This is a genomic window from Polyangium mundeleinium (assembly GCF_028369105.1).
In the GTDB taxonomy this organism is placed as follows: domain Bacteria; phylum Myxococcota_A; class Polyangia; order Polyangiales; family Polyangiaceae; genus Polyangium; species Polyangium mundeleinium.
This window is the reverse complement of sequence record NZ_JAQNDO010000001.1, coordinates 13,153,659-13,174,518: the sequence shown is the minus strand read 5'-3', so window position 1 is coordinate 13,174,518 and position 20,860 is coordinate 13,153,659. Positions and strand designations below refer to the sequence as shown.

Annotated in this window: 24 protein-coding genes; 14 read left to right on the top strand and 10 right to left on the bottom strand. The window is 66.2% G+C overall.

From position 1 onward, the window contains the following. Window positions 1–16 precede the first annotated feature (16 nt). From POL67_RS52195 to dndB, 13 genes are all read left to right on the top strand, one after another. A complete protein-coding gene (locus POL67_RS52195; protein WP_271930586.1) occupies window positions 17–331 on the top strand; it encodes a hypothetical protein in 315 nt (104 codons plus the stop codon). Window positions 332–420: 89 nt separating this feature from the next. Beyond that, window positions 421–708, top strand: coding sequence for a hypothetical protein (locus POL67_RS52190; protein WP_271930583.1), 288 nt, complete (start codon window positions 421–423; stop codon window positions 706–708). Beyond that, complete coding sequence (locus tag POL67_RS52185; protein ID WP_271930581.1) at window positions 695–1,372, top strand: hypothetical protein; 678 nt, start codon at window positions 695–697, stop codon at window positions 1,370–1,372. The genes POL67_RS52190 and POL67_RS52185 overlap by 14 nt, the downstream gene beginning before the upstream one ends. A gap of 100 nt (window positions 1,373–1,472) precedes the next feature. Then, on the top strand, window positions 1,473–2,417 hold the full coding sequence (locus POL67_RS52180) for a DUF6744 family protein (RefSeq protein ID WP_271930579.1): 945 nt from the start codon (window positions 1,473–1,475) through the stop codon (window positions 2,415–2,417). A 105-nt stretch (window positions 2,418–2,522) separates the two neighbouring features. Next, complete coding sequence (locus tag POL67_RS52175; RefSeq protein WP_271930577.1) at window positions 2,523–3,644, top strand: AAA family ATPase; 1,122 nt, start codon at window positions 2,523–2,525, stop codon at window positions 3,642–3,644. A 3-nt stretch (window positions 3,645–3,647) separates the two neighbouring features. Beyond that, entirely contained in the window at window positions 3,648–4,817 is a 1,170-nt protein-coding gene (locus tag POL67_RS52170) for a vWA domain-containing protein (protein ID WP_271930574.1), read from the top strand. Continuing rightward, complete coding sequence (locus POL67_RS52165) at window positions 4,814–5,215, top strand: DUF6573 family protein (protein ID WP_271930573.1); 402 nt, start codon at window positions 4,814–4,816, stop codon at window positions 5,213–5,215. The genes POL67_RS52170 and POL67_RS52165 overlap by 4 nt, the downstream gene beginning before the upstream one ends. Window positions 5,216–5,287: 72 nt before the next feature. Further along, window positions 5,288–5,626 carry a hypothetical protein gene (locus POL67_RS52160; RefSeq protein WP_271930572.1) on the top strand — a complete coding sequence of 113 codons (339 nt, stop codon included), beginning with the start codon at window positions 5,288–5,290 and terminating at the stop codon, window positions 5,624–5,626. 76 nt (window positions 5,627–5,702) lie between these two features. Next, entirely contained in the window at window positions 5,703–7,241 is a 1,539-nt protein-coding gene (locus tag POL67_RS52155; RefSeq protein WP_271930569.1) for a YifB family Mg chelatase-like AAA ATPase, read from the top strand. After that, complete coding sequence (locus POL67_RS52150; protein WP_271930566.1) at window positions 7,241–7,564, top strand: hypothetical protein; 324 nt, start codon at window positions 7,241–7,243, stop codon at window positions 7,562–7,564. The genes POL67_RS52155 and POL67_RS52150 overlap by 1 nt, the downstream gene beginning before the upstream one ends. Window positions 7,565–7,698: 134 nt before the next feature. After that, a complete protein-coding gene (gene recA / locus POL67_RS52145; RefSeq protein ID WP_271930564.1) occupies window positions 7,699–8,694 on the top strand; it encodes a recombinase RecA in 996 nt (331 codons plus the stop codon). 128 nt (window positions 8,695–8,822) lie between these two features. Further along, window positions 8,823–9,308 (top strand): DUF6884 domain-containing protein, encoded by a 486-nt coding sequence (locus POL67_RS52140; protein ID WP_271930561.1) that lies wholly within the window; start codon window positions 8,823–8,825, stop codon window positions 9,306–9,308. After that, window positions 9,305–10,516, top strand: a complete 1,212-nt coding sequence (dndB, locus tag POL67_RS52135) for a DNA sulfur modification protein DndB (protein WP_271930558.1) — start codon at window positions 9,305–9,307, stop codon at window positions 10,514–10,516. Before POL67_RS52140 ends, dndB begins: the two co-directional genes overlap by 4 nt. A 98-nt stretch (window positions 10,517–10,614) precedes the next feature. Here the strand turns inward: dndB and POL67_RS52130 are convergent, their stop codons facing one another. The 4 genes from POL67_RS52130 to POL67_RS52115 form a co-directional block, all read right to left on the bottom strand. After that, on the bottom strand, window positions 10,615–12,384 hold the full coding sequence (locus POL67_RS52130; protein WP_271930556.1) for a tetratricopeptide repeat protein: 1,770 nt from the start codon (window positions 12,382–12,384) through the stop codon (window positions 10,615–10,617). A 459-nt stretch (window positions 12,385–12,843) separates the two neighbouring features. Continuing rightward, entirely contained in the window at window positions 12,844–13,542 is a 699-nt protein-coding gene (locus POL67_RS52125) for a HEAT repeat domain-containing protein (protein ID WP_271930554.1), read from the bottom strand. Then, window positions 13,539–14,522, bottom strand: a complete 984-nt coding sequence (gene pip / locus POL67_RS52120; protein ID WP_271930552.1) for a prolyl aminopeptidase — start codon at window positions 14,520–14,522, stop codon at window positions 13,539–13,541. Before pip ends, POL67_RS52125 begins: the two co-directional genes overlap by 4 nt. 307 nt (window positions 14,523–14,829) lie before the next feature. Then, window positions 14,830–15,147 carry a helix-turn-helix domain-containing protein gene (locus POL67_RS52115; protein WP_271930550.1) on the bottom strand — a complete coding sequence of 106 codons (318 nt, stop codon included), beginning with the start codon at window positions 15,145–15,147 and terminating at the stop codon, window positions 14,830–14,832. A 111-nt stretch (window positions 15,148–15,258) separates the two neighbouring features. Here POL67_RS52115 and POL67_RS52110 point away from each other — a divergent pair, with 111 nt between their 5' ends. Then, the gene (locus POL67_RS52110; RefSeq protein WP_271930548.1) at window positions 15,259–15,990 is read left to right on the top strand and encodes a hypothetical protein; all 732 of its coding nucleotides are present in this window, start codon (window positions 15,259–15,261) and stop codon (window positions 15,988–15,990) included. Window positions 15,991–16,045: 55 nt separating this feature from the next. Here the strand turns inward: POL67_RS52110 and POL67_RS52105 are convergent, their stop codons facing one another. The 6 genes from POL67_RS52105 to POL67_RS52080 form a co-directional block, all read right to left on the bottom strand. Then, window positions 16,046–16,750 carry a hypothetical protein gene (locus POL67_RS52105; RefSeq protein WP_271930546.1) on the bottom strand — a complete coding sequence of 235 codons (705 nt, stop codon included), beginning with the start codon at window positions 16,748–16,750 and terminating at the stop codon, window positions 16,046–16,048. Window positions 16,751–17,092: 342 nt separating this feature from the next. Then, window positions 17,093–17,236, bottom strand: coding sequence for a hypothetical protein (locus POL67_RS52100; RefSeq protein WP_271930544.1), 144 nt, complete (start codon window positions 17,234–17,236; stop codon window positions 17,093–17,095). 163 nt (window positions 17,237–17,399) lie between these two features. Then, complete coding sequence (locus POL67_RS52095) at window positions 17,400–17,771, bottom strand: helix-turn-helix domain-containing protein (protein WP_271930542.1); 372 nt, start codon at window positions 17,769–17,771, stop codon at window positions 17,400–17,402. Window position 17,772: 1 nt separating this feature from the next. Then, window positions 17,773–18,153, bottom strand: a complete 381-nt coding sequence (locus POL67_RS52090; protein WP_271930540.1) for a hypothetical protein — start codon at window positions 18,151–18,153, stop codon at window positions 17,773–17,775. Between the two features lie 131 nt (window positions 18,154–18,284). Beyond that, a complete protein-coding gene (locus POL67_RS52085) occupies window positions 18,285–19,055 on the bottom strand; it encodes a hypothetical protein (protein WP_271930539.1) in 771 nt (256 codons plus the stop codon). A 395-nt stretch (window positions 19,056–19,450) separates the two neighbouring features. Continuing rightward, on the bottom strand, window positions 19,451–20,860 hold the full coding sequence (locus POL67_RS52080) for an RNA polymerase sigma factor (RefSeq protein ID WP_271930538.1): 1,410 nt from the start codon (window positions 20,858–20,860) through the stop codon (window positions 19,451–19,453).

The following is a 20,860-nucleotide window of genomic DNA, read 5'->3' as shown; positions in this document are numbered from 1 at the left end:
GGCGCTGTTCGACGAGTTGCGGCGCCGCCTCAAGGACATCGCCCCCGTCGCCGATGAGACGCTCGAATGGCTCCGGGAGGCGGCACGTCCGCCTCCCGGCGTCGAGCTCGTCAGCGAGGACGGGGCCATGTTCACCGGTGTCGTGTTCGTCGAGCGAAACCGGCCCGTGGCCATGCTGGCGTTCCGGCATGCGCCGACGCGGCCGGCGACTCGATACGGTCCGCCCCAATACCCCAACCAGTACCCGCCTCCGCATCAGCGGCACCTCTTCGACGAAGACGAGGAGGAACCGCCGCCGGCCTGGAGGCCCAGCAGGTTGTGGGATCGCTGAAAGCGTTCATCGTCCGTCGACCAGGGCGTCCCGCTGGCACGCAGTGATGTGCTCCGGGGCGCCCTTCTGTTTCCGGAAAGGAGATTCCCATGCGCGTCAATGGCCGCACGCTTCGCTACTCCACCCTCGCCGAGCGGCGCATGTTCCTCTCGCTCGGTATCACGGAGCTGCGTGTGCCGCGTTCCATGAACCCCTACACCGTCGCCCGGCGAATCGCTCGGGCGGCCAAAAACAACTCGTCCGACATGGAGCTCTTCAAGACCCTCGCGACGCAGTCGAAGCGTGCCCCCGACCAGGCGCCGGGGCCGTCGCCGGATTTCGATCGGCCCGGGCCCGTGCTGCCGGAGCCGCACGAGCCGCTCCATGCCGCGGCGTAGCAGCCTCGAAGAGCTGCGGTGCGCGCTTCGGATCGCGGAGCCCAATACGAAGAGCCTCAGCCGATACCTCGAGGAGACGTCCGAGCACGTGGCCGTTCTCGTCGGGGTCGAGCGCGAAGCTCTCGAGCAGCTCGTCGGCAAACCCGACCGTGAAGTGGGGCCGAAGCTCGAGGCCCTGCTTCACCGGCGAGCAGAAGCGCAGGAAGCCAGGCGCGCGGAGCGGGCGGCCCAGATCGCCGGCTCCGCCGCCGAGCATCTCGCTCGCACCGCCGTGTGGCACGAGGGGCGGGCGCACCTCGACCCGAGCATTCTATTTGGTGCCATCCTCGCGGATGTCGGGCACAGGTTCATCGCGTTCCACGGCGGACGTGCCTTCGAGGTCCGCATGCTGCGCCATACGCTTTGGAGCGCGGGCGAGGCGCTTTCCGGGCACGATGACCTTGCCGCCTGGGTCGATGCCGAGGGGCTCCACTTCCGCTGGAAGAACGGGCGAGGCGGCCTGAACTTCCTTTCGCAGCACGTCCCCACACGCGACATCTCGTACGGGCTGCACGTGTATCTCACACCGCCCGTGCATCGGCCGAGCGCGCACCGGGCGCAGCGGCCACCGCGGCGTCCGATCTCGCTGGGCGATGAAGTCGTGAACATGACGCTCTTCGCGTAGCGCCTGGCGACAACGTATCACCGCGACGAACTACGTCTGCGGTGCCCTCTCTTCGGACGGCATGCTTGCAATGCATTGCGTCCTCTCTCCGGACAACCCCATGACCAGCAGCGCTGCTTCGACCCTCTCCCGGTCCCAGCGCCGTGTCGCCGCCGCCGGAGGTCGCCATATCGGCGACATCGTCGGATGGAACACGGAGCGCATCAATGTTTCCCGCGAGGACGCTCGCAAGCTCCTCGAGCCCGAGAAGTTCGAGCATCTCATCGTGGACATGGATCCCGCCACGGCGCTTTCCCGCGCCGCCGGCGAGGTCAAGCGGCCGGCGAACATCCTCGTCCGGCCGTTCTCCCGACCGAACGTCGACACGCCCGCGTCGTTCGGGGTCTATCTCCAGAACAAGAACGACGGCGAGAAGGGCGACAGCGTCGTCTGTGGCGCGCGGTGCCGCGTCGATTCGGGTGGCAATCGGGTCGTCTCCCTGCCGCCCGAGGGAGGCGCCGGGCTCGAGGCCGCCCTCGCGCACGCCGAGAACATCGCTGCGCACGCGAACCACCTCATCACGCATTGCGAGACGCGGGACATCTCGAATGTCCTCGTCGCCATCGTGAAGGCCCTCTCGGGGGTGCCCATCCGCAACCGCGGCGGCCTCTACCTGTTTCCGCCGCCGTCCTGCGGCACGTGGAAGCGCCTCAAACCCGCGCTCGAAGAACTGCGCGTCGAGCCGCTCACCATTGAGATGCACGACGCGCCGGATAACCTCGCCGTCGCGAAGTCTGCGGCGCAGAGCGCGCTCGAGTCCGACATCGCCGAGCTCCTCACGGACCTCGAGAAGGCCAAGACCGACGGCATGCGGCAGGACGCGCTCTCGCGGCGAGTCCAGTTCTGCAACGAGCTCGTCGCGAAAGCCGAGCTATACCGCGGCGTGCTCGCGGGGGTCTCCGACAAGATCACCACCAAGGTGAAGGAGCTCCAGGACAGCTTCCAGCGCCAGCTCTCGGGCGGCGGAAGCAGCGGGCCGTCGTTCTCCGTCGCCGTGAACGACTGATTGCACGACAAACTGGCCCCGTCTCGGATGGCACCGGGACGGGGCGCTGCCGCGGCTCCAACCAGTCGCGGGATTCCAAACATGAAAAAGAACGGTTCCATCGACATGAGCTCCGTCCGCGCACGGTTTCGCGCCGTGCGTGATGGGCTCAATGCGGTCTTTCGGGAGCGTGAGGATGCGATCGAGTGCATCATCCTCGCCGCGCTCGCGCAGAGCCACGCGCTGCTCGTCGGGCCTCCGGGCACGGCGAAGAGCGCGCTCTTCTTCGGGTTCCTCGCGTCGTTCACGGACGCGCGGAAGTTCCAGACGCTCGTCACGAAGTTCGGGACCGAGGACGAGTATTTCGGGCCCGTGAAGCTCTCCGCGCTCAAGAACGACCTCTGGGAGAGGAACTTGGATGGCCGTCTCGCGGCCGTCGAGTGCGCCTTCCTCGACGAGGTGTTCAAGGGCTCGGACAGCGTGCTCAATGCGTTCCTGTCCGCCATGAACGAGCGGCTGTACAAGGGGCAGTCGATTCCCCTGCGGCTCCTCGTCGGCGCGTCGAACGAGCTGCCCGAGGAGGAGATTCTCGCCGCGATCTACGATCGTTTCCTCCTGCGCGACGTGGTCGAGTACGTGCAGGCCGATGCGACGTGGGTGCAGCTCGTCGCCGCGCCGCCGGAGTACAAGCCGGCGGCGCAGATCGGGCTCGCGGAGTGGGATGCCGCGTGCAAGGACGTGCAACGCCTCGAGCTGCCCCAGCGTGTCGTCGAGGAGCTGCTCCGGCTTCGTACGGCGCTGAAGGCGGATGGCCTCGTCCTTTCGGATCGGCGCTGGATCGCGCTCACGCGTGTCCTCAAGGCCGCGGCGTGGCTCGACGACGTGCCCACGGTCGAGCTCGATCACCTCTCCGTCCTGAAGTACGGGCTCTGGAACAAGCCGGAGGATCGGGCGCGTGTCGTCGCCGTGCTGCAGACGGTCGATCGCTCCGTCGTCGCGCAGGCGATCGATATCGTGGACGAAGCGCTTCGGGGATACGCGAATCGACCGACGGAGCCGGCCGCGTATCAGTCCGCATTGCCCCAGCTCGCGGACAAGGTCACCGAGGCGGGCAAGCGCGTGCAGGACATGCTGAAGAACGGCGTGTCGCGCCGCGCTCACGCGCGCATTCAGCCGAAGCTCGACGAGCTCAAGAAGGCCCACGACGCGCTCACGGCCGACCTCTCGAAGCGCTACGCGCTGGCGTAGGCCATGGGCACGTTCCTGCAGGCAAGGCGCCGGCATCTCTGCGTCAAGGAGGCTTCCTTCGAGGACGCGGAGAAGGCCGGCGACCTGTGGAATGCGATCGTGGGGCTCGGGCGGGATCCGCCGACGCGGTCATTCGCGGAGGCCGTGAGGGATACAGTTCCCGCCGAGTACATGGCCTTTCTCGCCCTCGACGAGGTCGGCGCGGCCTACGCGTTCGGGCTCTTGTGGAAGGCGGGAAAGCACGTCCCCGAGGGGGCCTCGGCCTTCGAGATGCGGAGTGCCGCCCGCGAAGAGTGGGCGACATTCGACAAGAAGGCCAAGCAGGTCAAGCACCTCTCCGATGGGTTCGGCTGGGATCTCTCGGCGGCCTGGGCGCAAGTCCGGCAAGTGGATGCTGCGGGAGAGGACATGGATCGGGTCGAGCGTATTGCTCGGCTGGCAGGTCGCATGTTCGCTTCGCTCCGCGGCGCGCACGCGAACAAGGTCCACGGGGTCTCGGGCGAGGTGTACTCGGTCGAGCAGGGCAATGACGTCGCGCGGCTTCTGCCGGCAGAGACGGTGCTCCTGACCGACCCGCAGATCGAGATCGTGGCCCTCGAACGAATCGCCTCTCGCCGGGCCGCGCAGTACGCGGTTCGGGGAACGACGAAGAAGTCGAAGGGCCCGCTCGTGCTCGCGCTCGACGAATCGGGCAGCATGTCCGGAATCCGGAACGAGTGGGCGAAGGCCGCTGCGGTGGCGCTCGCTCGTGTCGCCTCGGAGGAGAACCGGCCCGTGGCGGTGGTCCATTACGCCACTTCCACCGTGGTGCAGGTCGTGAAGCCCGGAGACAGCGCTGGGATCGTGAAGATGATCCTTCACTTCCTCAGCGGTGGAACGGCGATCGGCCTGGCCCTCGGTGTGGCCGTGGATCAGGTGAAGGCGCTCGCGCAGGCGGGCCAGCACGGCGCCGACATCATTCTCGTCACGGACGGCATCGACCGGAACGAGGAGGAGCAGAAGAAGTCGGTCGACGCGGCGTCGAGCATCGGCGCGCGGCTCTGGACGGTGGCGATCGAGTGCTCCATCGCGGAGGACTCGCCGCTTCGGAAGAAGTCCGCGCAATATACCGAGCTCAACGACAAGGCGATGACCGAGGGCTCGAGTATCACGTTGCTCGCGGGGGCAACGTGAGCGACGAAGATGATGATGTCGGTGGTGAGGTTGTCCTGATTGCGGCATACAGTCGCAGGCAGGCGCTCGAAGACGGCACGCTCGTCGACGTCACCGAGCTCGCGAAGCAGGCCGGAATCAAGGCGCCGGTGGCGCTGACGCGCTCCGTCTGGGAGAAGTACGTCGAGCTGTCGCCGGCCGCGGAGAAGGCGGGGAACGACAAGACGGGCAGGCTCTGGGACATCCTCTGGATGTTCCGCTGCGCCGCCCTGCAACGGCCGGATGAAGCTGAAATTCGGTACGAGTTGCATGTCGTCACCGACGCGATCGAACCGTCCCTCGTCGAGCTGAAGGCCATCATCGGGCCTGGCGACGACGGCGAGGCGGTCATCACGATCCTCTTGCCCGAAGAGGACTGAGCGACAAACCAACAATGAGAATGCGGCGTGCGGTGCCTTCCGTGCGCCGCATTCGCTTTTTCAGGGAGACACATGTCGTCCAAGCAGTCGCCCACGAAGGGCGCGGAGAATAAGGAGCAGGATCGCGTGGAGGAGTGCATGGCGTCGTTCGCGCTCGCCAGCGACGGGCACGTCTACATCCACGAGGATGAGCTGCCCGCGGACAAACGGCGCGGGCGGAAGGAATGGCGCGGCGTGCGCCTCACGCGCGCCGAGACGGAGTTCTTCGCCGAGGAGGTCGAGCTCGTCATGCCGAACGTGGCCGTGGCGCTGCGGAGCGCCATCGAGAAGGGCAAGCTCGGCGGGCAGGAGCCGCCCGAGGGCGCCGAGCCGGTGAACCCGGGGACGGGGCCGGAGTCGGGCGTCTTCTGATCGGAATGGGCCCGGGGGCACGTGCCTCCGGGCCCGCTTCTTCCTTTGCACAATCAATCATCCGAAGGGAGTCGATATGGGGAAGCATCCCCAGTCGGAGAAGTGTCTCCGGAGTGAGGTCCTTTCCATCTCGCTCACGGGTCTCGTCGCGTCGCTCGTGAGCATCGTCGTCACGATCGAGACGGGCGCGAGCATGTTTCAGCTCGTCGGTCTCGCGGAGATCAGTCTGCGCGAGACGAAGGTGCGCGTCCGCTCCGCACTCGCGCAGGTCGGCGTGCGTCTCGACGGCTACAACATCACGGCCAAGATCTCCCCCGCAGATCTTCGTAATGATGGGTTCTTCGACCTGGCCATCGCGACAGCCGTGATTCTCGCCTTCGAGAAGAAGACGCTGCCGGGCACCGTCGTGCTCGGCGAGCTGTCCCTCTCGGGGGGAGTGCGGCCCGTTCGTGGGGTGCTGCCGGCGCTGCGGGGAGCGGCAAGCAAGGGGAGCCGGCATGCGATCGTGCCCCGAGCCAACCTCGCGGAGGCGGCGAGCGCGCCGGATCTCGATGTACGCGTGGCGGGGAAACTGGATGCCGTGCAGGACTACCTGCGAGGAGCCTGCGAGCTCGAGTGCGCGAGCGTGCCCTTCCGACCGAAGCAGCCTGCGGCGCTCGATCTCGCGGACATGCGCGGGATGGCCTCCACGCGGCGAGCGATTGAGATCGCGGCGGCGGGCCAGCACTCGATTCTCTTCATCGGTCCGCCCGGTGCTGGGATCACCATGGCCTCCCGCCGCATTCCCACGATCCTGCCCCCGATGTTCGTGGACGAGGCGCTTGAAGTCACGAGCATCCACTCCGTCGCGGGATTGCTCAATTCGGAGCAGGGGCTCGCTACGAATCGACCGTTTCGCGCGCCCCATCATTCGGTGGCTCCGGCAGGACTTGTCGGCGGGGGAGAGCCCGTGCGTCCCGGGGAGGTGTCCCTCGCCCACGGCGGCGTCTTGTTCCTCGACGAGCTGCCGGAGTTTCGTCGGAGTTCGCTCGCCCTGCTGGAGACCACGCTCGCCCAAGGGGAAGCGGTCATCATCCGGGGGCAGAACCGCACGGTCTTTCCTGCGTGTCCTCTCCTGGTTCTGGCGACGCACGCGTGCCCTTGCGGGTTCTACGGGGACGCAAAACGGCGATGCACATGCTCTGTCGAGCAAATCCGGCGTCATCGGGAGCGAGTGCACGGGCCGCTTTTCGAGCGAGTCGACATGCAGATCGTGGTGCCCCCTGTCGACGTCGCGCAGCTCGGTGGCAAGGCGAAGGGCGAAAACAGCGAGACGGTGCGGAACCGGGTCGTTGCAGCACGAACGATCCAGCATGCACGGGCGGCGCGGCAGAAGGTCGCCTCGTCGCTCAATACCGCGTTGAACGACCGCAACCTCGAGCGCATCGCGGCGCCTGATGCACAGGGGAAGCGGACCCTGGAGCAGGCCGTCGAGCGGCTCGGGTTGTCTGCGACTCTGCGGGCCAAGGTGCTCCGTGTGGCTCGAACGATTGCTGACCTCGACGGGAGCGATATCGTCCGCGCGCCCCACGTGGCCGAAGCCGTTCTCCTCGCTCCTGTCTTCGGGCGTGGCTGATGACCGATACCGAAGGACTGGAGGAGGCCGACAACGAGCCTCCGACCGAACCGGGCATGAAGGCGAGGCCGACCATCCCCCCGAACGATCGCTGGCACATCGCCTCGTGTTCGGAAGGCAGGGCCATCATCAGTGACGAGAACGGACTATTCGTCGCGGAGGTCATCGAGGCGGATGCCGAGCTCATCGCGGCGGCTCCCGAGCTTCTCGACCTCGTGAACGACCTCCTGGACGACCTGCGTCGCGATCATCGCATTGCCGAGGCCCTGGCGCTCTGCGAGCGCCTGGCCATGCACGCGAGCGGCGGGCAAAAGCAGGGATAACAACCACGGCGCTGCTCCTGGGCATCGCACGAACAAGCACCCGAGCCCGGATGTGCCGCGAATGGCGGCTCCTGGGAGCTTTGACCCGCGCACCTTCCCGGGGAGGTGCGCTTTTCTTTTGTGGACCAACGACCATGCAGCAGAACAACGGCGCCCTCCGCGGCGCCCTGCAGGCCATCGAGAAACAGTACGGCAAGGGGGCCATCATGAGCCTCGGGGACGACAATCCCGATCGCGGCGTGCGGGTTTTGCCCACGGGCTCGCTCGCGCTCGATGCCGCGCTCGGGATCGGAGGATATCCGCGCGGCAGGATCGTGGAGATCTACGGGCCCGAGTCCTCGGGCAAGACCACGCTCACCCTGCACGCGCTCTACGAGGCTCAGAAGGCGAAGGGCATCGCGGCATTCATCGATGCCGAGCACGCGTTCGATCCGAACTACGCGCGCAACATCGGCGTCGACGTCAACCGCTTGCTCATCTCGCAGCCGGACAACGGCGAGCAGGCCCTCGAGATCGTCGAGACGCTGACCCGCTCCGGCGCGGTCGACGTCATCGTCATCGACTCGGTCGCGGCCCTGACGCCGAAGGCCGAGATCGAGGGCGACATGGGTGACGCGCATATGGGCCTCCAGGCGCGGCTGATGAGCCAGGCCCTGCGCAAGCTCACGGCCATCGCGTACCGGACCGAGACGCTGCTCATCTTCATCAACCAGCTCCGGCACAAGATCGGTGTCGTCTTCGGCAGCCCCGAGACGACCACGGGCGGTAATGCCCTCAAGTTCTACGCCAGCGTGCGGCTCGACGTGCGTCGCATCGGGGCGCTCAAGGTCGGCGAGGAGGTGCTGGGCTCGAAGACCCGCGTGAAGGTCGTAAAGAACAAATGCGCGCCGCCTTTCCGGGAGGCGGAATTCGATATCCGCTGGGGAACGGGAATCGATGCGGCCGGGGACCTGCTCGACTTCGCCGTCGCCCACGGCATCGTCGAGAAGACCGGCGCGTACTTGTCTTTCCGGGGGGAGACGCTCGGTCAGGGCCGGGAGAAGGCGCGCGAGGCGATCAAGGGGCCGCTGGGCGTGGCGATCCGGAGCGCCATCGAGCACTCCCTCGCGCAGCGGTCGGCCGCGGAGTAGTTGAGGGGCCTGTGCGGACGCCAGTGCGTCATCACGCGGGCAAGAAGAAGTAGAGATCAGCGCGTCGTCGGAGTCGCCGAGGCAACTCGCAGGACTTCTGACGCGCGCACAGCCCTCTCGGAGGGGTCATGTTCACGGAGAAGCAGCCGGGGGCCAAGCGGGTCGCTCTCGTGGGCTGTTCGGCTCTGAAGAGCAAGAAATCGGCTCCCGCGAAGGACTTCTATACGTCTGCGCTCTTTCGCGCCGCCTACGCGTACGCCGAGAAGACGTGCGACGTGGTGGTCATCGTCTCCGCCTTCTACGGTGCGGTCGCCCCGAAGACCGTCCTTCAACCGTATGACCGGAGCCTCCGCAAGGTCCGGAAGAACGATCGGGAGGACTGGGGAGCGCGAACGATCGGCGAGCTTTGGCCGATGCTCAATCCTCCTCCACAGCTCGTGATTCTGGCCGGAAAAGTTTATGCCGACGCGCTCGTACACGGGGCGCATTGGCACAACCTCCCTCGGCCGGAAGAACCGCTGCGGAAGATTCGTGGATGTGGCGCGCGGGTCGCGTGGATGAAGGCGAATACGCCAGTTGCGAAATCGAGCTCCTGTCAGTGGAGTAATCAATGACGAAGAAGAAACTCGACCAGAAGAAGAGCGGCACCCAGACCGGTCCGACGAAGGAGAGGAGCCACGAGACCGAGGCGAAGAACAACGCGCCCGAGTGGGCCTTTCCGGCCATCCGGGGTGTCCAGGCCGGCGGCGAGTACTACTCGGTCATGGTGCACCTCCGGGACGTGGCGAAGCTCTTTGCCCCCGTGGATGGCAAGTTGCCGCCCGAACTCCGGGCGCAGCGGGTGCTGAGTAAGGTCCGTGTCCCGAAGATCGCGGACTACATCACGAACAACCCGACGAACTACACGTTGCCGGCCCTCGTCGGCGCGATCGACGGCCTGCCCCGCTTCGAGCCGGCGCACGAGAAGAGCCACATGGGCACGCTCTACATCCCGCGGGACATGACGGTCGCGGTCCTCGACGGGCAGCACCGGCGAGCGGCCGTCGCGATGGCGCTCTCGCAGGAGTACGTGAGGAAGCGGCGGGGATCGCTCGGGGACGAGAGCATCTGCGTGACGTTGTTCGTCGACGCGGGGCTCGAGAAGGCGCAGCAGCGGTTCGCGGACTTGAACCGCTTCGCGGTGCGGCCGAACAACTCGCTCGGGCTCTTGTACGACCACCGCGACGAGCTGGCGAAGCTCACGCGTGCCGTCGTTCGCGACGTCTTCCTCTTCCACCAGCTCACGGACGGGGAAAAGACGTCTGTGTCTGGCGGCTCGAACAAGCTCTTCGCGCTGGCCAGCATCCATGCGGCAACAAAGGCGCTGCTCGCCGGGTTCAGTGGGAGCTTCGAGACCGCGAGGCAGATCGCCGTCGAGTTCTGGACCGAGGTCACGCGAGTGATGCCGGACTGGCACGAGGTCGGCCTCGGTAAGATCCGCGCGTCTGCGCTGCGAGATCGGTGCATGCACGCGCATGCGGTCGTGCTCGAGGCGCTCGGCCGCGTCGGCAACGCCCTGCTGCGGGAGCGGCGGGAGGACTGGAAGAGCGTGCTGGCGGGGCTCGGGACGCTCGACTGGTCGCGGGCCAACCCGCAGTGGGAGGGACGGGCGGTGGTGAACGGCAGGGTCTTGAAGAACTCGGCGAGCGTGATCCTGACGGCGAACCTGATCAAGCATCACCTCGGCCTGGAGCTCTCCATCGAGGACCGGCGCCATGAGCCTGTACACGCTGATCACGCTGATGAGGACAAGCCAGAGGACGAAGACGCGGCGGCTGTCTAAAGCAAGCCAACCACGCAGTGGTTGGTGGGGGCGGCATCGCCCTCTTTTTAGCCACGCACCTCCTATCAGGGCGCCACGTCGAGCATGCGCGGCTAGCTTCACCAGGGAGCAAACGGTTTGGACCAGGTCCCTTGCCTTGTTTTCCGCCCATCGTCTTCTCCCGCCATCAGTAGCTCCGCCGCGCGGGTGTAATCGGCCAGGGCACCCTCAACGTCGCCGATCGCCTCCCGCACCATGCCGCGCTCTTTGTAATACCTGGCGTCCAGTGGCGAGTGAAGGATCAGTACATCGTAATCGGCGATCGCCTCTTCGGGCTTCGCGACGAGGGAGAAGTACATCACGCTGCAGGATCGGATCTCGTCGTCGTAGTGCGCGAGCTCGACTGCGCGCTGAAGATCGGCCCTTGCCAGAGGAGTGTCTCCCTCAAGGTGGGCCCGGTATAGGGCGCGCCAAGCAGGGTACTTCGCCTGGTGGGGCGCGAGCTTGATAGCTGTCGATACGTCCTCTACGGCGCGATCGAAGCGGCCGGCTCTCGCGTGCATTCGCCCTCGCTCGAACAATGCCTCATCCCATTGCGGGCTCTCCTCGAGCGCACGGTCGAAGTCGGCTATTGCCTTCTCGAGGTTGCCCAACCGGGCCCAGAGGAACGCGCTTTCGATTCGTAGCCAGCCGTCTGGCTCGACCAGGAGGAGAACGTCGAGATCGGCGCGCAGCGCTTCAGGTTTGTCGAGCGTTTCGTTTATCCGAATCTGGAGGCGCAGGTCCTCGAGCAGCTCCGGATCATGGTAAAACGCCTGGCGATAATAGGCGGCGGCGCGCTCCTCGTCGCCGAGCGCGAGGTGCGCGGCGCCCAGGCTGCGCAACGCCCCACCGTCTCTCCACCCGCAGAGCTCGAGTCGCTGGCGGAAATCGAGGATCGCCTCTGCGTAGGCTCCCATCGCCAGATGCGCATTGCCCCGGCCCATGAAGAACGCCGCCTCGCTAGGATTCAGCGCGATCGCGCGCGTGAAGTCGGCGATCGCGCTAGGGAGGTCTCCGCGCCTCTCGTGGCAGAATGCACGAAGTTGGAAGGCTGAAGCATTCGTAACGCCGAGCTGGATGCTTCTGTCGAGATCCGCGAGCGCCTCCGCGATTGAGCCCTTTGACCACCAGCGACGCCCGCGCTCGTAGAATAGGTCGGCGCGCCACGGATCGCGATGGAGGGCGCGCCCGAGGGCTCGGATCGCTCCATCCTCATCGCCAAGGGACCCGAGGACGAATGCCATCGTTTGGTAAGGCTCCGCGTCCTTTGGGAGGAGCCGGGCAGCGCGCTCCAGATCGGCGAGCGCACGTTCGTTATCATTGAGCTTGAAGTAGGCGAAGGTGCCGCGCTTCAGATAGATAGAGCCGTCCTTCGGCGCGCGTTCGGCCGCACTGTTGTAGTCCGCGTGGGCGCCGGCGAGCTCACCGTCGTCTGCGCGGTACTGTGCCCGCGTCATGAGGGCCTTGCAGGAGCCCTGCTCGATCAACTCGGCCCACTCGGCACGGGCAGCCTCCCGATCACCTCGTAGGTGGCTCCGGACCGCGCGCCAGTCGCGAGCATTCTCCAGGAGGGGTCGGAGATCGTCGCGCCCCTCCCCGATCCTGATACTCATGTCCGCTATATACGCGTCGAGATCCCAGGCGTTGAGCTTGTCGAGGAGGCTGTTGTTCGACTTCGTCTCGTCATCCTCCTCGGTCTCGAGGGGCATTTTCGCCACGCTCGCGAGCTTCGTCCCCCCGCGCTTCACGGCGCCGCGCGGATGCCTGCCCGCTATGGGGATCACGTTCCCTCCAGCGTTGCCGGTCTCCTGCGGGTTCAAAGGCTCTTTGTCGTCTTGGTCGCTCATACGATTGAATCACACGCGGGCGCTCCAGGCCTCCGGGTAGAATATCACAGGGGATGCCGGCGATCCTGCCAGGATCATCAAGGTAATCCTTGCGCGCGTCGTGCCGACTCCACAACCAGCGACCCCAGCACCTGCCGCCAAGGGACCATGTGGTTGCAGCGCAGCCGATCTCGTGTGCGAGATGAAGTCTCGGAAAGGGAAGTCGGACACGCCGTGACTGGCGACCCGCTCATCCTCGGGGTGTTGATCCCCGGCCGCCCTCGCGACGAAGAAGCCGCGGGAAGCGCCTTCCGCTCGATCTCCCTCCTCCAGCAGGACCGCGTCCGCGTTGAACGGGTTGGGCTTCGAGCCCTCGTAAGGGTATCTCGGGTTGACCATTGCGGCCCTTCGGCAAGGAGATCGTCTGAGAGCGACGGCTCGCTCGCGAGGAAGCATGAGCCAGCTATCCAGGAGGCCGAGCTAGGACATTCGCCCTCGCAAGGCCTCCACGAGCCGCGCATGCTCCCAAGTATCCAGGGGCTCGCTGGGACGAGCCTCGGCCAGCGCGCGCTCTGAGAACGGGAGCGCCTTCTCCAGCGTCTCGCGCCCGAACACGGCGCAGGCCTCGAGCCAGGTGGTCATGTACCGGATTCCGCGTGGAGGTGCGGCAAGGAGCGCGGCGCGTGCTTCGTTTCGGTACGGCGTCCCCGCAAGCGCCTGCGCGGCCTGCCAGCGGTGCACGTAGACCGGATCGACGAGCATACGGCGGAGCGCTGCGACCACGACCGGCTCGGTCCCGATGCGGAGGATGCCGTAGAGGGCGATCCTGCGGAGAGACCGCGCTTCGTCGTCCAGCGCTTCGAGCAGGACGCGCCTTGCCGTCTCGTGCTGCGAAGCCCACCCGAGCGCGCGGAGCGCGGCGAGCCTGACTTGCAGGCGTTCTTCGCGCGTGTATCGGGCCACGACCTCGATATCACGCTCGCTGGGGATGACCTGGTGGAGGTGGCGGCTGGGCCGGAAGCACGAGTGCGGCTCCGGGGGCGACCAGAGCTTTGCAAGCCGCTCGAGGGCGTGCTGTGTTTTCCTGCATCCCCGCGCGAGCTGCGCCACGAGCCGCGCAGCCCAGGCCGCTTCGAGCGCGTAGGTGGGGACGCGCGTCTGGCTCCGTGGCATCGTCATCGCGACGGAGCCCTCGCCGAGGGCGCGGACGCAAAGCGATCGGTGGCCTCGAGGAGGAGACGGTTCATCTCCGCGTCGCCAGTATGCCCGCCAGCGACGAAGTGGAGCTCGGCGCCCGGCCAGGCCTGGGCGAGCTGCCAGGCCACGTCCGCCGGCCCGGCCAGGTCGAGCCGGCCGTGGATCAGGACGCCCGGAGTCCCCGTCAGCCGCGACGCATTGCGGAGCAGCCCGTCCTCCTCGAGCCACGCGGCGTGCGAGAAGTAGTGCGTCACGAGGTGGGCGAAGGCGACCATGTACCGCTCATCGGCCCAGCACGGATTGGGCGTGACGTAGCCCTCCTCGAGCGACAGCAGCGCGTCCTCCCAGGCAACCCAGTCGCGGGCTGCCTGGAGCCGGATCGCCGGATCAGGGTGGTGGTTCAGGAGCCGGTCGTAGACCACGACGAGGTCTCCGTCGCGGTCGGCCTCTGGAACGCCGGCTCGGAAGCGAGCCCATTCCTCCGGGAAATACCGCCCTACATCGCGGCCGAACCACTGAACGTCGGCCCGGCGGGTCAGCGTGATCGAGAGGAAAATCATCTCGGACACCCGCTGCGGGTATCGCTCGGCATAGGCGAGCCCGAGCGTGACGCCCCACGACGCGCCCCAGACGAGCCAGCGCTCGATCGCGAGATGCTCGCGGAGCCGCTCGATGTCCGCGATCAGGTGGTGGGTCGTGTTCGTCGACAAGTCGGTCGAGAAGTCGCCAGCGTGCGGCGTGCTCCGGCCGCAGCCACGCTGGTCAAACTGGACGAGCCGATAGCGCTCCGGATCGAACCAGCGACGCCTGCCCGGCCTGCTGCCTGCACCCGGCCCGCCGTGGAGCGCCACTGCTGCCTTGCCGTCCGGGTTGCCGGAGACCTCCCAGTAGATCGACTGGCCACCGCCGACGTCGAGCATGCCGGCTTCGTAGGGCTCGAGGGGCGGGTAAGGGTCGGGCATGTCGCGCCTCCGCGGCAGACTCGGATCGTGGTGCGTCTGCCGGACGTCCGGTGGTCGTACATCGACGTTAGCAGCAGAGCGCTTGTCAACGCCGACGCGGCCGGTGACCGGAACGGCAGTGCCACTTCTGGACACTTTGCCCAGAAGTCGGAGGGCGGACGTCGCGCGAGGGTTGGGAGACGAAGAAAATCATCGCGCGCCCCGAGCCGCATCCACGTCCTGAGCGGCGGGGGAGTCCGCAGCAACCGTGGTGATGGTCCCCATGGTTGCCAGACGGGCTCCCCTCTAGGCCCCGCCCAGGCCCGGCTCACCCGCTCCGCCGCCGTCCCCGCGTCACAGCACGTAGGAGGCGGAGAACGGCATCCTGGACGTCCTCGGACGCGCCCTGGAAGAGCCGTGCTGCCTCGATGGCAGCCGGCTCGAGATCGTGGACGCCTCCCACGAGCTCTCCCGGAGGCACCCCCAGGCCCTTCGCAAGCGCGAGGATGCTCGACAGCGAGGGGTCACGCCGGCCGGTCTCGATGCCCCCGATGTAGTTCGGCGTGAGCCCGGCGCGCTCCGCGAGCTGCTCCAGGGTCAGGCCCAGCGCCTCTCGCCGCCGCCGCACTTCCTTGCCGAAGTCCACGGCGGGAGAGTTGCCGGGGTGACGTTCTCAGGTGAACACACGATGGTGTTGACAATCAACACGATCGTGTACTGTTGCATCACGATGCGTTGGTTTCCAACTCCACCCACCGTGCAATCCGCGGCGTCAACAGCGCTGTCACTCGCGTTCGTAGTGGCGAGCTGCGTGCTCGTCACTGGATGTTCCCGCGACGCGTCGACCATCGTGCGGGACTACTTGAACCAGGAAAGCTGCCTCGACCGCGCGAAGCTCATCCTCGACCCCGGGGCGAACCGCGCCGTGCTCGCCGAGCACTACAAGGACCAGAAGACCTGCAAGAAGCCGTTCGAGTCGATCGAGGCCGACGACTGCGCGAAGGTGAAGGAGGGCGACTACTGCAGCGTCGAGGTCGTTCTCGGCAAGAACGATCGGGTATACTACCACATCAAAAAAACGGCTGAGGGGTTGAAGATCGACTGGCGATCCTCAGTCGGATACAACCCGGTCTCGCTGCCGTACTTCCGGACGCAGCGGTTGCACGGGACTCACCTCTTCCGTGGGTGGGCGAAGCTCACCGACTACTACAACTTCGACTACGACGACGCGGAGAAGACCCACCAGTCCATCGAGCTCCGTGACGCCGACGGAGCCAGGATCACCGGCTACATTCGCCGTGACGCTCCCACCGCGGCGGCGTTGTTGGAGACGCTCAAGGACGGCAAAGAGCACGCGGTGATGATCGAGCTCCGATATCCGCCAGAGTCAAAAGACAGCAGCGTCGTGGGGATTGAGCGGTTCGTCGCCGAACGCTGGCGGCAAAGGCCCGAGGAGCTTGAGGCGCGTCCCGCACCAGCGCTGCCCTGATCGCTGCGCTGCAGTCTCCTCCGGCCGAATGACGGACACGCGTTAGGTTAGGTTTTCAAGCCCCCGTCGCCGTCGCCCTTGCAGGGGGCAATGGCAGCGCTGGTCGCCCCCATGGGATCGGCAACGGCGCCGCCGTACGGCACACGAGGTGCAGCTTCATCCCCTCGTGATCGACCGCGGACACCTGCATGGCTGGGGTCTCCACACCATCCTTCGCTTCGCAAGCGCGCAGCTTGAGCGAGCCTGCACGATGCGCCGCGCGAAGGCGCGCCTTGAACGCCCGAAGGCCGAGTCCCGTCGCTTCACCGCGGTCATCGAACTCCCGGAACAGCTCCACGACGAGCGCGTCGTGCGAGCCTTCATTGACGACTACCTGCACGCGGGCGGCAAAAGCGTCGAGCGGCAGCGTGATCAAGCGGGGGCGCCCTTCGCGGCGTTTCTCATCCTCGTGGACCTTGCGCGTGAAGTCTTTGGTTGCGACGTATGCCTTGGGAGAGAGCGTCTCGATGAGGTCGTCGAGCGCGGCGAACATGTTCCGACGCGACCATCGCTGCACGAGATGAAACGTGGTTCGTCGGGAACGAACCGCAGATGCGGCGACCACCAAGGGGTTCTCGCCCTCGGCGCGCTCGCAGGTGGCGAGCTCGAGGAGCCCGCGGTTGTAGGCTTGGAGCAGCCGCGCCTTGAATGCCGACAGCGTCGGGCAGGACGGGACCTCATCACGCTCGCGGAGCAGGCGGAAGAGCGGTGCGATGAACACGCCATCGTCATGTACCCCTTCGGTCACGCTGCGAGCCGCTGACTCCACGCCCGAGGCGAAGGCGCGAAGAGATCCGTTCACGAGCCCAGGTGTACGCTGACGCTCAGCTTCGAGCTTGGCTCGGGCGAAGAGCAGGACCGCGGCCGCGCCGTCCCGCGAGAGGACGTCGAACGCGTCGGGCCCCGTTCTGAGCCGCCTTCGCGAGGGCGGAGGCGGGGGCTCGAAAGACGCGGAAGGCGGACGAGCGGAGGACATCGCTGCCCTGGATCGCATGTTCCGGGGCAAACCGCAAGCGAGGACAAACCCTGCCTGGTCATCCTGGTGGAGCCCGTCGGCAGGAGATCATAGGATGAGTAGCTCGCGCTCCGTGCCGTCGGTGCTGCGCAGGAGCACCCTCTCCCGGCCGTTTCGGATCGCTGAGGGCAGCACGTCGTACAGGGCGACGGCTCTCTTCACTACCTCGGTGATCGTGCCGGCCTCGCTCATCGCGCGTAGTTGATCGAGCCTGCCACGGAGGCGCTCGGGAAGTTCCAAGTTGAGCCGGACCTTGGGTTCCTCGCTCGCTGGCCTTGGCACTTGATCATCCCCATTCGCCGTCGAGGCTCATCCGGTGGCCTGCCAAGCCCGACTACTTGCTGTTCTACGTACTCTACGTACGACGAGTTCCACGCGGAGGGCGGGGCTTCCCTGCCCATGGGCTCCGCGACGCGGACACCTGTTCGCGGAGCTGCGCGAGCTCCTCCGCGCTCATGCTGCCCATATGCTCGACGACTGCTTCGAGCTCACTCTCCTCCGGGAACAGCACCAGGAACATCGGCGTCAAGCCGAGGGCGCGTGCGATGCGATCGAGGGTGCCAATGTTGATCGTCACGTACCCTCGCTCGATGAGCGAGAGGTGACTCGCGACGATGCCAGTCTTCCTTCTGAGGTGCTCGAGCGACATCCCCTGTGCGAGGCGCAGATCCCTGATCCGATGACCTAGTTTGAGGGCAAACGGATCCGGCTCGTGTCGGCGGCCCATGTCAGGGCTCCCGTCGCCCGTGTGCCCCCGGGGCGGTGCAGAAGTAGAGCAGTCCTCGCTTCGGATCTTGGATGCCTGCCTGCCGTTCGACAAAGGGAGCGAGAGGTGCGACTGGCACCAGCTTCACGAGCCCCTGCACTTCCGCCTCTAGCATCGCGCGCTCGAAGGCCGCGCGCGGCACCTGAAGAAGCGCGCCTCGCAGGATGGGCAGCGGCACACCGGACGTGTTCTTGTACGGCGGATGCAGCTGGTTCATCGCAGCGAGGATGCCGCTTACGACCTCGGGATCGGCGGCAGCATCGCGGGCGGCGAGAACACGCTGGGCGAAGGTGAGGACGTCGACGAGCTCGGGGAGGCGGAGCTGCCGAAGAACATCGTTCACTTCCTCGATCGGCGCGCGGATGCGACGGTGAGATGTTGCGGCTTGCTCCGTTGGTCGCAGCGTCGAGCACGGAGTTGCCGAGCTCGGTCCCCCTGGTGACTCGCGAAGCGTGCGGGAGGCTTGATCCGAGCTCATGAGGCAGTCCTCGTAGCTCGCGGATCCACGCTCGTCGGCAGCGCGCATCGGTCCAGAAGTCCGCGCGTTGGATGCTCGATTGCCGCTACTGCCTGCCGTGTTCGTGCTGTCGGAGGTTCAGGCAGAAGCAGAACGCGTCCCTGCTCCTCGAGCCGGAGTAGCGCTTCATCCACGACGCTGCGAGCGAGGCCGGCGACCTTGCCGCGCAGGTACACGAGGGGAACAGTCCCATCCTCCTCGACGCGGAGATGCAGCAGGGCGTGGAGGATCTGCGCGTCGACTCGTGCTTCGGGACCTGCTCTGCGAACCGTGAGGATGTGCCCTATGAGCACGACGGTGTCCTCGAGTTCGTGTTGCTCGAAGCCCCAGAGCAGGCCGTGCAACTCGTCGACGACCGCTCGACGGCCCGGAGACGGCGGCGAAACCAAAGTGGGAGTAGTGCGTCGACCAGCCCTCCTGGTGATCGTGGTGTCCGACGTCGAAGAGGTCGTCGACCGCGCCGGATCAGGCGACGGAGAGGAAGACGACGAAGCCGTTGTTGGGAGCAGAACGGGGGCAGATGAAGAGGACCCGGACGGCTTGCGCCAGAAGCAGAGGCCCTTCAAGAACCTGCGCCACCATGGATGTTCCGCGACCATCGCCTTGGACAGCGGAACCGGCGGACGAGGAGTAAGTCCCGGAGGACGGTGAAGGACAATCGTGGGAGCGTCCTCGCGATCGTCTTCCTCGTTCTCGGTCTGCGCCACGACTTCTTCGTCTTCGGCCATGGAACCTCAGCGCACGAATTGATGCAGCCCGTAGTCCACTGCGGCGCACGGGTTGCCGATTGCCAGTACGAGGAACCCCCGTGACCCGCAGCCGACTGCGAGCGATAAACCATCGAGCGGCCCCCAGTCGATCGTGTTGCACCGCGGTGTGGGCCAGACCGGCGCATCACGACCGACTGCGAGCCGTTCGCCACTACAGAAAACAATGAATCACCGCCCGAAGACGGGCGCGGAACCTGGGCTGGCCCAGAAACGAGATAGGCGAGCAGTATCCCGCGGCCGACTACGGGCGGTCATTTGTTGCGAAGACAAACGGGGCCAGTCCACCGACTGGATGAGCCGGTTCTATTTCCTCTGCCCATGAACACGCCGGACGACGACCAGCCCGTCCAAAGTTACTGAGCGGTCGTACCCGATGGCTGTTCGGCTGGGGACTGCGTAGGCACAGCGTGCTCGACGAGCTCGTCATGGGCCTCCACAATCTCGTCACCCGGATGCTCGCTTCGCAGAGCTTCAGCCCGCCTCTGCGCCTCTTCCACGCGGCCAAGCCCAATGAGCGCCTGGACGATGTACCCCTCGCGGAGAGCAGCGTATGGGCTTTTCGGGTACTTCTTCGTGTGGTCGTTCATCGCGGCCAAGACTTCCGCGAAGCGGCGCCCCCGTAGTCCCTCCCGGGCCTGGGCCAGCACCTTCCTTTCCAGATCGATGTCCGGGTTCGGGGCTTGGTTCCCCCTGATGGGACGTGCCTTCGCCTCGTGTACTGATGACGCAGGCACCGGCATGTTGGTTACCCCGCCCTGCGTGTCCTTGGCCTCGATCACGATGGGGAGCACGATCGGCGCCATCTGCATGTTGGAGAGCGGTTCGCGCGGCAGAGGCGTTCTTCCCAGCAGGTAGGCCCCCACCATCCCGGGGATGCTCCAGAAGAGAGGGTCGGTGAGGATACGCTTCAACAGCGGTTTGACCGCATCTCGCAGCCGTTTCGAACTCGGGGGAGACGGTTCTGCTCCGGCCCCGGTGATCCGCTTGCCGGACGACGGCGGCTCCGAGGGCGGATCGGGAGGGAGCAGCGGCCCGGGTGGCAGTTTCTCTGGCAGACCGAGTTCGCACGAAAGCCGCTGCCACACGTCCCGTTGTACTTCCTGGGCGAACTCGGGGGACAGCGGCTTGTCCAGGCGGAACACGGTGTCGAGGCCGAACGGCAGCAGCAGGAGCAGCCGGCGTTTCGGCGGCGTGATCGGCCGGAGTAGCTGCTCCATCTTCAGCTTGAGCGATTTCTTCGCCTCAGCGAGCCGAGCCTGCGCCGTGTTCCTCGAAATACCGAGTTCCTGGGCGATCTCCGGCAGCGGCTTCTCGTCGATCTCGTGGAGGATGAGGACCTGCACGAGTCTCGGCTCCATCTGCTCGAGCGCTTGGCTCATAAACTGGGCGAGCTCGAGGCGGTCGAACGGGTTGTCTTCTTCAACCATCGAGAAGTCCGCGTTCGGTTCAGGACGCTCGAGGCGTTCACGAAGGGGGCGATAGTGGCTCGCAGCCTGTTGTTCGCAGATCTTGAAGAGCCACGGGTCAACCCCTTCGGGTGGGATCTGCTCGAAGTACTGATGTACTTTCAGAAAAACCTTCTGGGCGACGTCCTTGATGTCGGCATCCCGGACGCCAATCCTCTTCAGGCGAGCCGTGACGATCGGGAAATACTTCACGCAGAACGCAGTGAAGCGGTCGGCAGACGGCGGTTGTACTTGGCCCACACGGGAGACACGCCGGACCCAGGGCAGACGGTCCAAAAATTCGTAGCGGCTCTTCAT

Excerpts from the sequence above, each read along its gene's own strand:
- POL67_RS52190 (WP_271930583.1), top strand. The coding sequence starts at position 421 with ATGCGCGTCAATGGCCGCACGCTTCGCTACTCCACCCTCGCCGAGCGG.
- POL67_RS52185 (WP_271930581.1), top strand. The coding sequence starts at position 695 with ATGCCGCGGCGTAGCAGCCTCGAAGAGCTGCGGTGCGCGCTTCGGATC.
- POL67_RS52180 (WP_271930579.1), top strand. The coding sequence starts at position 1,473 with ATGACCAGCAGCGCTGCTTCGACCCTCTCCCGGTCCCAGCGCCGTGTC.
- POL67_RS52175 (WP_271930577.1), top strand. The coding sequence starts at position 2,523 with ATGAGCTCCGTCCGCGCACGGTTTCGCGCCGTGCGTGATGGGCTCAAT.
- POL67_RS52170 (WP_271930574.1), top strand. The coding sequence starts at position 3,648 with ATGGGCACGTTCCTGCAGGCAAGGCGCCGGCATCTCTGCGTCAAGGAG.
- POL67_RS52160 (WP_271930572.1), top strand. The coding sequence starts at position 5,288 with ATGTCGTCCAAGCAGTCGCCCACGAAGGGCGCGGAGAATAAGGAGCAG.
- POL67_RS52155 (WP_271930569.1), top strand. The coding sequence starts at position 5,703 with ATGGGGAAGCATCCCCAGTCGGAGAAGTGTCTCCGGAGTGAGGTCCTT.
- POL67_RS52150 (WP_271930566.1), top strand. The coding sequence starts at position 7,241 with ATGACCGATACCGAAGGACTGGAGGAGGCCGACAACGAGCCTCCGACC.
- recA (WP_271930564.1), top strand. The coding sequence starts at position 7,699 with ATGCAGCAGAACAACGGCGCCCTCCGCGGCGCCCTGCAGGCCATCGAG.
- POL67_RS52140 (WP_271930561.1), top strand. The coding sequence starts at position 8,823 with ATGTTCACGGAGAAGCAGCCGGGGGCCAAGCGGGTCGCTCTCGTGGGC.
- dndB (WP_271930558.1), top strand. The coding sequence starts at position 9,305 with ATGACGAAGAAGAAACTCGACCAGAAGAAGAGCGGCACCCAGACCGGT.
- POL67_RS52130 (WP_271930556.1), bottom strand. The coding sequence starts at position 12,384 with ATGAGCGACCAAGACGACAAAGAGCCTTTGAACCCGCAGGAGACCGGC.
- POL67_RS52125 (WP_271930554.1), bottom strand. The coding sequence starts at position 13,542 with ATGACGATGCCACGGAGCCAGACGCGCGTCCCCACCTACGCGCTCGAA.
- pip (WP_271930552.1), bottom strand. The coding sequence starts at position 14,522 with ATGCCCGACCCTTACCCGCCCCTCGAGCCCTACGAAGCCGGCATGCTC.
- POL67_RS52100 (WP_271930544.1), bottom strand. The coding sequence starts at position 17,236 with ATGAGCGAGGCCGGCACGATCACCGAGGTAGTGAAGAGAGCCGTCGCC.
- POL67_RS52095 (WP_271930542.1), bottom strand. The coding sequence starts at position 17,771 with ATGGGCCGCCGACACGAGCCGGATCCGTTTGCCCTCAAACTAGGTCAT.
- POL67_RS52085 (WP_271930539.1), bottom strand. The coding sequence starts at position 19,055 with ATGGCCGAAGACGAAGAAGTCGTGGCGCAGACCGAGAACGAGGAAGAC.
- POL67_RS52080 (WP_271930538.1), bottom strand. The coding sequence starts at position 20,860 with ATGAAGAGCCGCTACGAATTTTTGGACCGTCTGCCCTGGGTCCGGCGT.